Origin of the sequence: Paenibacillus sp. F4, assembly GCF_002894905.1 — a bacterium.
Taxonomy (GTDB): domain Bacteria; phylum Bacillota; class Bacilli; order Paenibacillales; family Paenibacillaceae; genus Paenibacillus; species Paenibacillus polymyxa_B.
Genome location: NZ_POVS01000005.1, coordinates 13,856 through 28,936, shown reverse-complemented (window position 1 = coordinate 28,936; position 15,081 = coordinate 13,856). Strand labels below are relative to the sequence as shown.

General features: G+C 47.8%; 12 protein-coding genes. 11 read left to right on the top strand and 1 reads right to left on the bottom strand.

Annotated features, from left to right (window positions below; genetic code table 11):
* Positions 1–251: 251 nt before the first annotated feature.
* From rhaI to C1T21_RS02370, 6 genes are all read left to right on the top strand, one after another.
* Positions 252–1,472, top strand: a complete 1,221-nt coding sequence (gene rhaI / locus C1T21_RS02395) for an L-rhamnose isomerase (RefSeq protein ID WP_103047061.1) — start codon at positions 252–254, stop codon at positions 1,470–1,472.
* Positions 1,469–2,944 (top strand): rhamnulokinase, encoded by a 1,476-nt coding sequence (gene rhaB / locus C1T21_RS02390; RefSeq protein ID WP_103047060.1) that lies wholly within the window; start codon positions 1,469–1,471, stop codon positions 2,942–2,944. The genes rhaI and rhaB overlap by 4 nt, the downstream gene beginning before the upstream one ends.
* A 20-nt stretch (positions 2,945–2,964) precedes the next feature.
* Positions 2,965–3,723, top strand: a complete 759-nt coding sequence (locus C1T21_RS02385; protein ID WP_103047059.1) for a DeoR/GlpR family DNA-binding transcription regulator — start codon at positions 2,965–2,967, stop codon at positions 3,721–3,723.
* A 267-nt stretch (positions 3,724–3,990) separates the two neighbouring features.
* The gene (locus C1T21_RS02380; protein WP_061831385.1) at positions 3,991–4,719 is read left to right on the top strand and encodes a (Fe-S)-binding protein; all 729 of its coding nucleotides are present in this window, start codon (positions 3,991–3,993) and stop codon (positions 4,717–4,719) included.
* On the top strand, positions 4,716–6,236 hold the full coding sequence (locus C1T21_RS02375; protein WP_103047058.1) for a LutB/LldF family L-lactate oxidation iron-sulfur protein: 1,521 nt from the start codon (positions 4,716–4,718) through the stop codon (positions 6,234–6,236). Before C1T21_RS02380 ends, C1T21_RS02375 begins: the two co-directional genes overlap by 4 nt.
* A complete protein-coding gene (locus C1T21_RS02370; protein WP_103047057.1) occupies positions 6,229–6,984 on the top strand; it encodes a LutC/YkgG family protein in 756 nt (251 codons plus the stop codon). The genes C1T21_RS02375 and C1T21_RS02370 overlap by 8 nt, the downstream gene beginning before the upstream one ends.
* A gap of 12 nt (positions 6,985–6,996) precedes the next feature.
* Here the strand turns inward: C1T21_RS02370 and C1T21_RS02365 are convergent, their stop codons facing one another.
* A complete protein-coding gene (locus C1T21_RS02365; RefSeq protein WP_103047056.1) occupies positions 6,997–7,974 on the bottom strand; it encodes a LacI family DNA-binding transcriptional regulator in 978 nt (325 codons plus the stop codon).
* A gap of 154 nt (positions 7,975–8,128) precedes the next feature.
* Between C1T21_RS02365 and C1T21_RS02360 the strand changes: the two genes are divergently transcribed.
* From C1T21_RS02360 to C1T21_RS02340, 5 genes are all read left to right on the top strand, one after another.
* Positions 8,129–9,592: a glycoside hydrolase family 1 protein gene (locus C1T21_RS02360; RefSeq protein ID WP_103047055.1), complete on the top strand. Its 1,464-nt coding sequence runs from the start codon at positions 8,129–8,131 to the stop codon at positions 9,590–9,592.
* Between the two features lie 17 nt (positions 9,593–9,609).
* Positions 9,610–10,464, top strand: a complete 855-nt coding sequence (locus tag C1T21_RS02355) for a DMT family transporter (protein WP_103047054.1) — start codon at positions 9,610–9,612, stop codon at positions 10,462–10,464.
* A gap of 258 nt (positions 10,465–10,722) precedes the next feature.
* Positions 10,723–11,565, top strand: coding sequence for a BglG family transcription antiterminator LicT (gene licT / locus C1T21_RS02350; protein WP_103047053.1), 843 nt, complete (start codon positions 10,723–10,725; stop codon positions 11,563–11,565).
* Positions 11,566–11,682: 117 nt separating this feature from the next.
* Positions 11,683–13,572, top strand: coding sequence for a beta-glucoside-specific PTS transporter subunit IIABC (locus C1T21_RS02345; RefSeq protein ID WP_103047052.1), 1,890 nt, complete (start codon positions 11,683–11,685; stop codon positions 13,570–13,572).
* Positions 13,573–13,591: 19 nt separating this feature from the next.
* Positions 13,592–15,028: a glycoside hydrolase family 1 protein gene (locus C1T21_RS02340; protein WP_103047051.1), complete on the top strand. Its 1,437-nt coding sequence runs from the start codon at positions 13,592–13,594 to the stop codon at positions 15,026–15,028.
* Positions 15,029–15,081: the final 53 nt, after the last annotated feature.

Below are 15,081 nucleotides of genomic sequence, written 5' to 3'. Positions count from 1 at the left end.
ACTAATCTAATGTACTAATCTATTTCACTAATCCAAGCCACATGACGATAGTTTCGAAGGGCTTATTAATTAGTTGAGAACACGTAAATAAGTTATATAACGCATTTACGTGTTCTCATCCTTTATATACACACTAACACTTTAAAAATAGAAGTGACTTTATGGGTGGTCAGCAGCGGAGCGATCGGAAGAACAATCCGCACGCGAAGCGGCCTCCCGTAACTCACTTTATTTTCCAAGGAGGAACCACGATGAGTGACAAAGCGTACGCCTTATTCGAGGAGCAACAGCAACAACGAGGCATTGACTTGGAGCAAGTAAAGGCAAAGTTGAAAGCGCTTAGCATAGAAACACCATCCTGGGGATATGGCGACTCAGGTACACGGTTTAAAGTCTATCAGAAAACAGGTGTGCCGCGTGATCCGTTCGAAAAGTTGGAGGATGCCGCGCAGGTTCATGCCGTGACAGGCCTATGTCCATCCGTTGCGATCCACATTCCGTGGGATACAGTAGACAATTACGGCAAGCTTCGCAGTCATGCCGAAAGCCTCGGTCTGCAGATTGGGGCAGTGAATCCCAATCTGTTTCAAGACGAGGACTACATGCTCGGCAGTGTCACGAATGTAGACCCGGTCATCCGCCGCAAAGCCATCAACCATTTGCTGGAATGCGTGGATATTGCGAAGGAAACGGGCTCTAACGATTTTAGCTTATGGTTCGCAGACGGAACGAATTATCCCGGTCAGGGGGACATTCGCAAGCGGAAAAATTGGATGCTGGAGGCGCTCAGTGAAATGTATAAGGCGTTAACGCCTGACATGCGTATGCTAATTGAATACAAGGCGTTTGAGCCTGCCTTTTATCATACGGATATTGCCGATTGGGGTATGGCGTACAATTTCGCAACCAAGTTGGGGCTGCAGGCACAGGTGCTGGTGGATACAGGGCATCATCTGCCGGGAGCCAACGTGGAGCATATTGTCGCGTTTCTAATTGATGAAAAGCGACTAGGTGGGTTCCATTTTAATAGCTATAAATATGCGGATGATGATCTGATTGTAGGTTCTGCCAATCCGTATGAGTTATTTTTGATCTTTTATCAGATTTTGAATGCGGCTCAGGATGTAGATGCGGATATTCGCCATACCGTCGATAAAATTGCTTATTTGATCGATCAGTCGCATAATATTGAACCCAAAATTCCTGCTATGATTCGCTCCGTGCTGAATGTGCAGACTCAATATGCAAAGGCACTCTTGATTAATCATGCAGAGGTGGAGGAAGCGGCGAGCCGCCAGGATGTGCTGGGTGCAGAGGATGCTGTGCGCCAAGCGTTTGAGTTTGATGTGGCGCCATTGCTCAGAGCGATCCGTGAAGAGCAAGGGTTACCAGCAGACCCGATGAAAGCCTACTTAGCGTCTGAGTATGGTACGCAGATTTTGCAAAGAGGCAAGGGTGGTGCAAGCTGGTGAGTATCCTCGCTTATGATTTGGGGGCAAGCAGCGGCAGGGTTCTACTCGGAGAATTGACAGATTCACGTATAGTGGTGGAGGAAATCCATCGCTTTTCGAATGATCCGGTCAAGGTTGGGGAACGTCTGCACTGGGATCTGTTGCGTCTGTATCACGAGGTTCAGCAAGGATTGCTCAAAGCCAAGCATATGGGAGTGAATCCGTCCAGTCTTGCGATTGACTCCTGGGCGGTCGATTTTGGATTAATTGGGGAAACCGGAGAATTACTGGGGAACCCTTATCATTATCGGGATTGGCATACCCACGGGGTGATGGAAGGAATACAGAGACGGCTGGGAAAAGAGTTCATTTTTCAGCGTACAGGCATTCAGTTTTTGACGTTTAATACGATTTATCAGCTGGCTGCTATGCGAAATGCGAGTTCTCCGTTGCTGGAGCAGGCAAAGCATTTCTTGATGATTCCAGATCTGCTGCGGTATTTTCTGACAGGTGAAATGTACAATGAGTTTTCGAATGCGACCAGCACGCAATTATATAATCCGTTGCAGCAAAAATGGGATGATGAGCTTTTGTCTGGAATCAATATTCCCCGTTCCTGGTTTGGTGAGGTACTGGAGCCAGGAAATGTTGCAGGAACTATCCGCTCGTCGGTCATGACCGATCTGGGCATTGGGGCGATTCCTGTAATTGCAGTAGCAGAGCACGATACGGGATCTGCTGTGGCTGCCGTGCCTGCGCTGGAGCGCTCGTTTGCGTACTTGAGCTGCGGAACATGGTCCCTGATGGGAACGGAAACGGCACAGCCTGTAATCAATGACGATACGCTTCGTTTTAATTTTACGAACGAAGGTGGGGTCGGTCGAACTTACAGGCTGCTTAAAAACATTATGGGCTTATGGATTTTACAGGAGGCGCGCAGAGAGTGGAAGCGGCAGGGATACTCCTATTCCTTCCCAGAACTGGTTCATATGGCAGAACAGGCTCCAGCATTCACTTCTTTGATTGACCCGGACGATGAACTGTTTCTGCATGCCGGGGATATGAAAACACGTATTCGCCAATATTGCCGTAACACCGGGCAGCCATTGCCCGAGACGCCGGGAGAAATCACGCGCTGTATTTTGGAGAGTCTGGCGTTAAAGTACCGTTACATTCTGGAGCTTACGGAGCAGGTGTCAGGACAACGGTTTAATGGTTTGCATATGGTCGGAGGAGGGATTCAAAATCGCTTGCTGTGCCAATGGACGGCCAATTCGATTCAAAAACCAGTGTGGGCGGGACCTGCAGAAGCGAGCGCAATCGGCAATCTTGCGGTACAATGGATGACACAGGGAAAGTTCGCCGATATATGGGAAGCACGCCGGGTCATCGCGGATTCTATTTCCGTGGAGGAATATGAACCTGCTGAGTCAGAAGCGTGGGAGGATGCCTACGGGCAATTCCGGCGGGTGGCGGGACTTTTTGTACATTAAAGATGTGGAGTGAGATTGCCATGCTGGTCGCAGAAAGATATGAGATGATTGTGCAGCTCGTTAATGAAAAAGGAAGCATACGGGTGTCCGAATTGAGTGAGTTGTGCAAAGTAACGGAGGAAACGATCCGCCGTGATCTGGACCGCCTGGAGCAGGCGGGACGACTGCGCCGTTCGCATGGGGGAGCGGTCAGTGTCAAAAACGAGCAGCCTGAAACGCCCTATGCGGTACGGGAAATTATGAACGCAGAGGAAAAGCGTAGGATTGCCGAAGAAGCGGTCAAGCAGATTCAGCCGAATGATCGTATTTTGCTGGATGCCAGCACAACCGCCTGGTATATGGCGTCAAGTTTACCGGATATTCCTTTGACAATATTAACAAATTCGATTCGGGTAGCTACAGAGCTGGCGGGTAAGGAAAAAATCGAGGTCATTTCGACGGGGGGGCAGTTGCTTCAACGCTCACTGTCATTTGTAGGCCCGCTCGCAGAGCGTTCACTAGAAACCTATTATGTGGATAAATTGTTTTTCTCCAGCCAGGGGGTTCATCTGGATCGCGGTATTAGCGAATCAAATGAACTGCAAGCTCGTTTGAAGCAGAAAATGGTCAGCATTGCAGACCGTGTGATTTTACTGGCGGATGCGAGCAAATTTGGGCAACAGGCGTTTACGCATGTCGTGAACCTGTCGCAGGTATCCGAGATTATTACGGATTCACGGTTGTCGGACCCGATTCGCAGTCAGTTGTCGGAGCTGTCGATTCCAGTTACGGTTGTGTAAAGCGGGGAGTTTCCAAGGTGAAGGCCGCTTTGCGTTTCATTTGATCTTACGATCGCTGTTGCAGTGGGATTCTTTGATGATGTAAAAAGTTATAAGCGAGAATCCCACTGCAAGCTTCTAAATTATCACTTCCCCGGATTTTTAGCATTGAGTAAAAAATCTGGGGGCAACAGCGATGGGAAGCACCATCTGACTGCGCAGTGGCACTATAGGTAACCTTTCAGTTATAAAGTAATAGCAATTCCATGGACGGAAGGGGTGTTCCGTATGAAGGTATCTTTATTTATTACCTGCCTGAGTGATGCGATTTATCCCAAGGTGGGGGAAGCGATGGCACGCTTGCTTGCCAGATATGGTGTTCAGCTGGATTTTCCGAAGGTGCAGACATGCTGCGGACAGCCGTCCTATAACAGCGGCTATTGGGATGAAACGAGGGCTGCGGCCAAAACGATTTTGAAAGCGTTTAACGACAGCGATTTTGTCGTATCTCCTTCCGGCTCTTGCACATATATGATTCATCATTACCCGGAGTTGTTTAAGGATGAACCCGAATGGCTCGATTCGGCACGGAGGCTGGAGCAAAAGACGTATGAGTTTACGCAATTTATGGTGCAGGTGCTTGGCGTGACCGATGTGGGCGCGTCTTTTCCGCATACGGTAACCTACCATCCGTCTTGCCATGGAACACGTTTGCTCGGCGTGAAGGAGGAACCGATGAAGCTGCTTGGCAGTGTAAAGGGGCTGCAATTAGTACCACTGCCCTTTGCTGAGGACTGCTGTGGCTTTGGCGGGACTTTCGCGGTGAAAATGCCAGATATTTCGGGAGCGATGGTGACTGAAAAAGTGGACCACATCAGGGAGACCGAAGCCGAGGTACTGGTCGGACTAGATATGGCTTGCTTGATGAACATTGCCGGAAATCTCCGGTATCGGCAAGAGCCAGTTCGGGTTATGCATCTGGCTGAGCTGCTGTACGAAGGGGTGAAGCACGCATGACCGCCGTACACTCACATTCCATGAACCAAAAGGTCAAAAAACGAGCAGAGCTGGCCCTCAATGATGATTTTCTGCGGAATGCAGTTCGTTTCACTACAGAGCGGCTGCGCAACGGCAAGCGGGTGGCTTCAGAGCAGCACGGAAATTGGGACGAATGGCGTGAGCGCGGGCGCCAAATTCGTCTGCATACCATTGCCCATCTGGACTATTACTTAAATCTATTTGTAGAAAATGCCCGTGCCAACGGAGTGCATATTCATTTTGCCGATACAGCAAACGATGCCGTACGTATTACACTGGATATTGCTGCGCATAGCCAAGCCCGTTCCGTCGTCAAATCCAAGTCAATGGTGTCGGAGGAGCTGCATTTGAATCAGGCGCTGGAGGGGGCGGATATCGAGACGATTGAAAGTGACCTCGGTGAATATATTATTCAACTGGCAGGAGAGCCCCCGTCTCATATCGTCATTCCGGCGATTCACAAAAACCGCTATCAGATTGCCGAACTGTTATCCAAAGAAGCAGGGGAGAAACTGTCCGCGGATACGACGATTTTGGCGGGCTTTGTCCGCAAAAAGCTACGCGAAAAGTTTCTGGAAGCGGATATTGGCATGACCGGGTGTAATTTTGCCATCGCCGAGACAGGCTCCATGGTCCTGTTTGAAAATGAAGGCAACGCACGAATGGTATCCACTTTGCCCAAAACGCAAATTACGTTGATGGGCATGGAACGGATTATTCCATCCTGGACGGATTTGGAGGTGATGGCTACATTACTGCCACGATCTGCTACCGGACAGAAGCTGACCATGTACATGTCTGGTATTTCAGGCCCCCGGCGCAGCCAGGATGCCGATGGGCCTGACGAAATGCACATCATCATCGTAGATAACGGACGTTCACTACAGCTAGGCAATCCCGAGTTTCAAGAGCTGTTGAATTGCATTCGCTGCGGGGCTTGCCTGAATGCCTGTCCGGTGTACCGACACATTGGAGGGCACGCGTATGGTGGGACATATAGTGGCCCTATCGGTGCAGTGCTTACGCCTGCCCTTCATGGCAACATCGAAGAGTGGAACGATATTGCAAGTGCGTCCAGTCTGTGTGGTGCGTGTTATGAAGCCTGTCCAGTCAAAATACCGCTGCATGATATGCTGGTATATTTGCGTAGACGCAAGGTGGAGGCGGGACAAGGAGATAAGCTGGAAACGGCAGGAATGAAAGGTTTTGCAACCGTGGTTTCCAGCTCGAAGCGATTCGCAGCGGCGATTCGGCTAGGGCAGATTGCCCAGAAAGCGGTCGTCCGTAAGGGCGAAATTACCCTTAAGCTGGGCCCGCTAAAGGGATGGAATACGTACCGTGTGGCTCCCTCTTTGGCGAAAAAATCCTTCCGTCAGCAATGGAACACGCTAGAGCATGAGCTGGAGCAGGAACGCAACGTGATGCAGCCGGATGTTCTCAGCCGAATGGAGAAGATTTTGGCAGATAGAAGTAAAGGAGGGACGCAGCATGAGTGAACAGAGTAATCCTTCTGCGCAAGCAAAAGCGGCCCATGAAACGTGGCTTCATCAAATGGAAGTTGAATCCCGTGCCAAGCAGGTACGCTTTATGGACGGCATCGCGACGCGGCTCAAGCGTCCACGACAAACGGAGCCGCCAGTTCAGCCGTTTCGCGGGGCACCTACATTTTGGCACGAATTCGAATGGAGCGCGGAGCGGCGCATCGAGGAGTTCACCGCCAACTTTACAAGTGTTGGCGGGCATGTCGTGCGACTGCCGGATTTGGAGCAGACCGCAGACTGGATCGCGCTCAAAGCGCGAGAGCTGGGAGCGGCCTATATCGTCCGGCAGAATGAGCCGGACCTGGATGCGCTCCAGCTGGAATCGGCGCTGCCGGAAGTCCGTTTATCGGTGTGGAACACCGATCCAGCCGAAGACTGGAAGGCCCGCGTCGCCGAGGCGGATATCGGCATCGTCATGGCCGATGAGGCCGCCGCCTACACCGGCTCGGTGGCGGTGCTATCCTCGCCGGAGAAAGGCCGTGCAGTCAGCCTTTTGCCAACTGCACTGATCATTCTTCTGCCAGTAGAGCGCTTGCGAACACGACTGGGCGAAATTCTAAACCGCTTTGACGAAGCCGGGCGTGAGCAACTGCCCGCAGGCATTCATTTTATTACTGGACCGAGCCGCTCGTCGGATATTGAAAATGATCTGACGATCGGTGTACATGGACCTGGCATCGTCTATACACTGTTGATTGGTTAGTTTGTAGATGGATTAGCAGGTAGACTGGCGGACCTTCAATTCAAAAGCAAGGGAGGCTGGCTCCAAAGGCTGCCCGTTCAATTGCTGATATAATGTACGGAACATTTCCTGTCCGATTCGCTGCAACGGGTTCGTAATATTGGTCAGTCCCATGGCGTCGGCTACCTGACTTTCGTCAGCTTCAAAGCCGACCACTGCCAAATCTCCTGGAACCTTCCAACCTTTACTACGAGCGGCTGAGATAATACCGCATGCCACCAAATCATTGGTTGTCATGATGGCATGGGGACGTTCCTTTAACGACTCCAGCTTGGCGAACGCTCGCATTCCGTCCTGCACCGTATGGATACCACTGAGCAGCCACTCCTCATTCACTGGTAGCTTCCTTGTCAAGAGCAGGTCATAATAGGCCTGGAGTCTTCTTTGGCTGTTTACGCTGTTTTTTCTGCCTACGGTGCAGGCGATTTTTTCAAATCCCAGCTCGGCCAAATGCTCTAAACCAATCCGAAATCCTTCATAATGATCGAGATAAATGGATGAAATCTCTTTATTTTTTAATGGCTCGCAGGTCACAATCGGCCCATACTTGGTGTAATGCCTCACAGCAGACCAATCCAGCATACGCCGTAAAATGACGATCCCGTCCACTTTTTTCTGCCTCAAAAGCTCTAACGCCGCGCTTTCTAAATCCTGATTTTCCTCCGTCTGGTAGATCAAAACCTGATAATCTTGCTCTTTACCCGCATTGGATACTCCCTTGATGATTTGCATGTAATAATTGTTAATCGTTGGGGTCATGATCCCAATAACCTTGGTACGGCCTACTTTCAACTGCACCGCATTAATATTTGGAATATAATCCAGTTCCCGAATGACTTCCATCACCCTGGTCCGCGTTGCTTCACTGACATATGGATGATGATTAAGCACCCGAGACACGGTACTTGTCGATACCCCCGCAATTTCAGCAATTCTTTTTATATTATGCATGACATTCAACTCCAAAAATTTAGTTCTTGACCTGGAATGCATCCCAGATTGTAGCATGAAAGCATAAAGCGTATGCAGCAATCCGGAATGCATTTGAGGGACATGGGTTCCGCATACTTCTTCACAAATTATAACCTACTTGGAGGAATGCAACATGGAACAGGCAAAAGGTTTTCCCAAGGACTTTCTATGGGGCGGGGCAGCCGCTGCCATGCAGATTGAAGGGGCTTACAACGTAGATGGAAGGGGGCTCTCGATTTCTGATGTATTTACCTTTGATCCAGCACTCGACAAAAGGCATTGGCTGGATCAGTGGCATATGATGACCCATGCGCAGGTCAAGGAAGCATTGGACCCAAACAGCACCAAAAATTATCCAAAACGTCGGGGAAATGATTTCTATCACCGTTATGAAGAAGATATTAATCTGCTGGCCGAAATGGGTTTTAAATGCTTCCGCACTTCCATTTCCTGGACACGTATTTTCCCGAATGGCGACGAGACAGAACCCAATGAGAAAGGGCTGCAATTCTATGACAAGGTTTTTGATGCCCTGCTGGCCAAAGGAATTGAACCTGTCATCTCGCTGACCCATTACGATATGCCTTTGTATCTTGTCACCGAATATGGTGGCTGGAAAAACCGGAAACTGATTGAATTTTTCGTCCGCTTTGCCGAGACTGTATTTACCCGTTACAAGGATAAAGTGAAGTACTGGATTACGTTTAACGAAATGAACTGTGTCAAACATCATCCGTTTGTCAGTGCGGGGATCATTGAAGAGAATCACCCGAATCTGGAGCAGGACAAGTATCAATCTGCCCATCATCAGTTTATAGCCAGCGCGCTGGCAGTCAAAGCCTGTCATGAGATTATACCAAACTCCCAGATTGGGTGTATGATCAGCTATCTGTTGCTTTATCCGAATACCTGCAATCCGGATGATGTGCTTGAATGCCAAAAGGAAGAACGAGTGTCCTTCTTTTTCAGTGATGTACAAGCTAGAGGGTATTATCCGTCCTATACCGCACGTATGTTCAAAGAAAAGGGCGTTGTTCTGCATAAAGAACCTGGCGACGATGAAATCTTGCGAGACAACCTCGTGGACTTCGTGTCCCTGAGCTACTATATGTCCAACAATGCCAGTGCCACTGCCGATCAGCATGCCAAAGCAAGTGGAAATCTGATCGGTGGCGTGAAAAATCCTTACCTGGAGCAGTCCGAGTGGGGATGGCAGATTGATCCTAAAGGATTACGTTATGCGCTCAATAACCTGTATGACCGCTATCAAAAGCCACTGTTCATCTCAGAAAACGGCGTGGGTGCGACAGATCAAATGAATCCTGACGGCACCATTAACGATGATTACCGTATCGACTATCTGAAAAAACATATCGAGCAAATGAGGGAAGCCATTGAGGATGGAGTGGACCTGTTCGGCTACACCGCCTGGGGTCCCATCGACATGATCAGTGCTTCGACCTCACAAGCATCCAAGAGATACGGCTTCGTCTACGTCGACCAGGATGATCTGGGCAACGGAACACTGAACCGCTACAAGAAAAAAAGCTTTAACTGGTATAAAAAAGTGATTGAATCGGGCGGAGAAGTGCTCTAAACGGAGGCGTATGATGCATGAAAGGCTTGAGCCTGCTCTTATGCCTGATCTGGGGCTTTAATTTTGTCATCATGAAATTGGGCAATGGAGCCTTTGAACCTGTTCAATTTGCGGCTCTCCGGTTTCTCACAGGGACGCTACTTCTGTTCGGAATTCTCATGTGGAAACGGGTTCCGAACCCTGACAGGAACACGATAAAATGGTATATACTCTGCGGGATTCTCCAGACTACCTATTTTAATATTGCGATTCAGATATCCCTGAACTACATTAATGCGGGCTTAACCTCCGTGCTTACGTACAGCATGCCGCTGTTTTTATCCATAATGGCTCATTTTATGATTTCAGGTGAGCGACTGAATACACGCAAAACGATTGGAATTGCTACAGGGGTCTTGGGGCTGTTATTTGCTATGGACATTCATTTGGGCGGCAATTTGTGGGCCATGCTGCTTGGGGTGAGTTCAGCGATTGCTTGGGCACTTTCGAACCTGATTATCAAGCTCAAGCTCCAGCATTGCGATAAAACCCAGTTCACGACCTGGCAGATGGCGTTCGGTGCGCTCGGATTGTTATTGTACTCCCTGTTGTTTGAGCGATGGGAGCCGAACTTTAGCGCCGCGTCGATCTTTTATATCTTATTTTCCGGCATTGTGGCGTCTGCTCTTGCATTCCTGCTGTGGACTCATATTCTCACTAGAATGGAAGCAAGTAAAGCTTCTGTTACGCTACTGCTGGTTCCTATCATCGGTGTCGTGTCCGGCTGGATCTTTCTTCACGAGGCACTCAAAGCGGCTACCTTGCTTGGCATTTTCTTAGTACTGGCGGGCATCTGGATTGTGAATCGTTCAGGGACTCCGAAGTCGCAGTAAGCGGATGGAAGGCTTTTTTAATAAAGGGTTGACAGAAAAAAAGAAACTCTATTATAATGAAGCCAAGAAAACGATTACAAAAATGAATCTCATAATTTTCAGGGTGTTACTATTTTAGGCATAACCTGAATGGAGTTCCGGTAAATGGGCGATAACGTCTATGAAGCGGTATTCTGTTCAGGTTTTTTAGTGTATGCACATTTTTTAACAGAGTCTCTTTAAAAAATGGCCTTCCAGTAAATAAAAGCAGGTGGTCGCATGATTTTGAAGAAAGCGCTTAACAACAATGTCGTTTTAGCAGAGGAAGAGGACGCCCAAGAGGTCATTGCGACAGGAAATGGAATCGCATTCAACCTGAAACCGGGGGATACCATCGATGAGCGAAAAATCACGAAGCTGTTTGTAGTCAAAACTCAGGATTTATCCGCGAAGCTGGCGGATTTGCTGAAAGATGTGAAGATGGAATGTATTGAAATCGCGGATGAAATCGTGGAGTATGCCAGACCGAGATTGGCTGGGGACATTAGTGACTATATTTACCTAGCCCTGATCGACCACATTTCATTCGCCATCCAACGGCATGAACGGGGAACACCGATTGAAAACCGGTTTCTATGGGAGATCAAGCGGTTTTATCGCGAAGAGTTCGCGATCGGAAAACATGCGCTGGAGATGATTCGTAACAGGATCAACATCAAGTTCGATGAGAATGAAGCCGGGTTTATTGCCCTGCATTTCGTCAACGCCCGCCTGGATAACCAGAAGCTTGATCTGACGCTAAAAACGTCAAAAGTCATCAAGGATATTATGGATATTGTAAAATACCACTTCAATGTCGAGATTGATGAAGATTCATGGAATTACAACCGATTTGTAACCCATCTTAAATTTTTTGCCCAGCGGCTTTTTGCCCACGAATCGGCAGACCCGCAGTACATGAATTTGTTCGAAGACCTGAAAATCAAATTTCCAGAAGAGCACAGATGTGTACAAAAAATAGGGGTGTATGTGAATAAGCAGTTTGAGCAGAAATTAACCAATGATGAAATGATGTATCTTATGATTCACATTTCCAGATTGGTCAACAGAACTGAAAACTAACAGGGTGTTACCATTCGTGGGCATTACCTGAGTGATTTCGATACTAAATTGCATTTTGGTATCGGTGATTACTCAGGTTTTTTTTATATCAACCAGAGAGCATTGGAGGCAGGCATTATGAGCAAACATGATGAAATAACGAAATTCATTGTAATTAATGTAGGCGGAGAAGAAAATATACGTGATCTGTACCATTGTATGACCCGTCTGAGATTTACACTTAAGGACAAGCAAAAAGCCAATAAACAGGCTTTGGAAAATTCCGACGGTGTCATTTCGGTGATAGAAAGTGGAGGGCAGTACCAGGTGGTGATCGGCAATCATGTTAACGAGGTTTATGATACGATTGCGAAAAACTATAACCTTCAGGTAAAAAGCGGCAACGAAAAGAAAGAGGATAATGCAAAGGAAGGTAATTTCATCAGTCGTGCTTTTACCGTCATGAGCTCTATCTTCCAGCCGATTGTACCTGCTTTGGCTGGTGCAGGGATGCTGAAAGCTATCCTGGTTATTCTTACACAGTTAGAGTGGTTGGATAGTGCCTCTAGTACCTATGCTATCCTTGCTGCCGCAGGCAATGGCGTATTTTTCTTCCTGCCACTGATGTTAGCATTTTCAGCTTCGAGAACATTCAAGACCCAGCCTATCGTATCTGCTGCCATTATGGCCGCTCTGCTGGAGCCTAACTTCACCAAGTTGATGGAAAACACGGGGGATATTGCTTCCTTTATCCACATTCCCGTTGTCCTGATGAGTTATACGACATCCATTATTCCAGCAATTTTAGCCATTTGGCTGTATTCATATCTGGAACGGTTTTTGAAGCGGGTGGTTCCGAAAAGCATTGAATTATTTATGGTCCCGCTTGTTTCCTTATTAATTATGGTTCCGCTTACCGCTATTGTGATCGGTCCACTGGGAGTGTACACCGGTAAAGGTATTGCGGATGGTATTGAATTTTTGAGTACGCAAAGCGGTCTCTTGACTGGGGCCATTCTGGGAGGCGGCTGGACCTTCCTGGTGATGTTTGGTTTACACTGGGGGATTGCACCTGCGATGATCAACAATCTTTCCCTCAAAGGGTTTGATACGATCCGACCCATGATGGCTTCTGCGACCTTCGCCCAATCGGGTGTCGCTCTTGGGGTCTTTCTGAAAGCCAAGGACAAAAAGCTGAAAGCTTACGCACTGTCATCTATTTTCCCTTCACTGTTCGCAGGTATTACAGAACCTATCGTTTACGGACTGTCCGTGAAGCTGAAAAGACCAATGATTGCCGCCGTCATCGGGGGAATGATCGGAGGGGCCATTGCCGGACATTTCCAGGCGACCGTGCTTGCTTATGTGTTCCCGGCAATAACAACTATTCCGGCATTCTTTACGAATACAATTGCTTTTTATTTGATTAGTATCATCATTTCATTTGTGGTTACTACCGTATTGACTTATATTCTGGGCTTTAATGAAGGAAACGGGGCAACGGATGCGGAGACAGGAAAGACGGAAGCAGAAAAATCCGAGCCTGCCTTACAAACTGAACCTGGACATACCGAAGTCACCGAGAATGTCTATGCGCCTATCCATGGCCAAATTGTTCCGCTTCATGAGGTGCCTGATCCTGCGTTCTCTACAGAAGCGATGGGTCAAGGAATAGCCATTCTACCGAGTGAAGGAAAGGTATATTCACCGGTTTCCGGGGTTGTCTCGCTCGTATTTCGAACCGGCCATGCGATAGCCATCACCTCAGATAACCATCTGGATCTGTTAATTCATGTGGGACTAGATACGGTTAAGCTAAAAGGCAACTATTTCACGAAGCATGTAGAACAAGGGCAACGGATTGAACGAGGCGATTTGCTGCTTGAATTTGATATTCCGAAAATCCAGGCAGCCGGTTATGACCTGACCACTCCAATTATTGTTACCAACAGCACTGCTAACCAAAAGGTTACCCAGACACAGCAAAAATCCGTAGATTTGCAAAGTATTTTGCTCACCGTACATTAAATAAAGGAGGAAATGAATTATGACAGCACAAATAGCCAAAAGTTTTCCTGAGCATTTTCTATGGGGTGGTGCTATAGCAGCGAATCAGGCTGAAGGGGCATGGAACGAGGATGGTAAAGGGCCAGCAATCAGCGATGCATTTCGGGGAGGAATAGTAGGCGGGACGTTTGATGATACGATTGATGAAAACAAGTACTATGCCAGCCATGAAGCGATTGATTTTTACCATCGTTATAAAGAAGATATCGCCCTGTTCGCCGAAATGGGCATGAAATGCTTTCGGACTTCCATTGCATGGTCCCGAATCTTTCCGAATGGGGACGATGCCGAGCCAAATGAAAAAGGGCTGCAATTTTACGACGATCTGTTTGATGAGCTACTGAAGTATGGAATTGAGCCGGTCATCACCATTTCTCACTTTGAGCTGCCTCTGAATCTGATTCGCAAATACGAAGGCTGGAAAAGCCGCGAGCTGATTGGATTCTACGTAAAGTATGCGGAAGTTGTCTTCAAACGTTATAAAAACAAAGTGAAATATTGGATGAACTTCAACGAAATCAACCATTTCCATACCATTCCTTTGGCGGCAGGAGGCATTGTTGTTCAAGACGATGAGCACAAGCTGCCGACCATTTATCAGGCTAGTCACCATGTTTTCGTTGCCAGCGCCCTGGCTACTAGACTGTGTCATGAAATTATCCCAGGAGCGATGATGGGCGCTATGTTATCCCTGAGTCCGATCTATCCGAATACCTGTAATCCGGACGATGTGTTTGAAGCCTATGAGCTGAGAAGAAGATCCTTATTTTATTCGGATGTGATCCTTAGAGGCTATTATCCAAGCTATGCCAAAAGGATCTGGAAAGAGCATACCATCATGGTCCAAATGGAGCCCGGAGATGAACAATTACTGCGAGAGCATACAGCTGATTATTTAGGATTTAGCTATTATCGAAGTACGACACATAAAGCAGGTATGCCCATCTTGGGCAACACAGGGGGAATTATGGGACTCGACAATCCCTATTTGGAAAAAACGCCATGGGGATGGCCAATTGACCCGAAGGGCTTCCGCTATGTGTGTAATGAGATGTACGACCGATATCAGAAACCTCTGTTTGTTGTAGAGAACGGCTACGGCAGTCATGATGAAATTTTGGAAGACGGTTCAATTCATGATCCCGAGCGGGTAGACTATCTGAACAAGCATCTGATCCAGCTGCATGAAGCTATTGAGGATGGCTGCGAAGTGCTCGGCTATACCTGGTGGGGTCCAATCGACATTGTCAGTGCGGGAACGGGAGAAATGAAAAAAAGGTACGGCTTTATCTATGTAGACAAAAACAACGATGGTACGGGTACGCTGGAAAGAAGAAAAAAGAACAGCTTCTACTGGTACCAAAAGATTATTGAATCCAATGGGGAAGTATTGTTTGAACAAAATAAAGGAATATAGTCCTGTATTAAATAAAAGTCAGAAACGAACCGGCCAGAGATACGATCTTTGGC

Excerpts from the sequence above, each read along its gene's own strand:
- C1T21_RS02365 (WP_103047056.1), bottom strand. The coding sequence starts at position 7,974 with ATGCATAATATAAAAAGAATTGCTGAAATTGCGGGGGTATCGACAAGT.
- C1T21_RS02340 (WP_103047051.1), top strand. The coding sequence starts at position 13,592 with ATGACAGCACAAATAGCCAAAAGTTTTCCTGAGCATTTTCTATGGGGT.
- C1T21_RS02380 (WP_061831385.1), top strand. The coding sequence starts at position 3,991 with ATGAAGGTATCTTTATTTATTACCTGCCTGAGTGATGCGATTTATCCC.
- C1T21_RS02355 (WP_103047054.1), top strand. The coding sequence starts at position 9,610 with ATGAAAGGCTTGAGCCTGCTCTTATGCCTGATCTGGGGCTTTAATTTT.
- C1T21_RS02360 (WP_103047055.1), top strand. The coding sequence starts at position 8,129 with ATGGAACAGGCAAAAGGTTTTCCCAAGGACTTTCTATGGGGCGGGGCA.
- licT (WP_103047053.1), top strand. The coding sequence starts at position 10,723 with ATGATTTTGAAGAAAGCGCTTAACAACAATGTCGTTTTAGCAGAGGAA.
- C1T21_RS02385 (WP_103047059.1), top strand. The coding sequence starts at position 2,965 with ATGCTGGTCGCAGAAAGATATGAGATGATTGTGCAGCTCGTTAATGAA.
- C1T21_RS02370 (WP_103047057.1), top strand. The coding sequence starts at position 6,229 with ATGAGTGAACAGAGTAATCCTTCTGCGCAAGCAAAAGCGGCCCATGAA.
- C1T21_RS02375 (WP_103047058.1), top strand. The coding sequence starts at position 4,716 with ATGACCGCCGTACACTCACATTCCATGAACCAAAAGGTCAAAAAACGA.
- rhaI (WP_103047061.1), top strand. The coding sequence starts at position 252 with ATGAGTGACAAAGCGTACGCCTTATTCGAGGAGCAACAGCAACAACGA.
- C1T21_RS02345 (WP_103047052.1), top strand. The coding sequence starts at position 11,683 with ATGAGCAAACATGATGAAATAACGAAATTCATTGTAATTAATGTAGGC.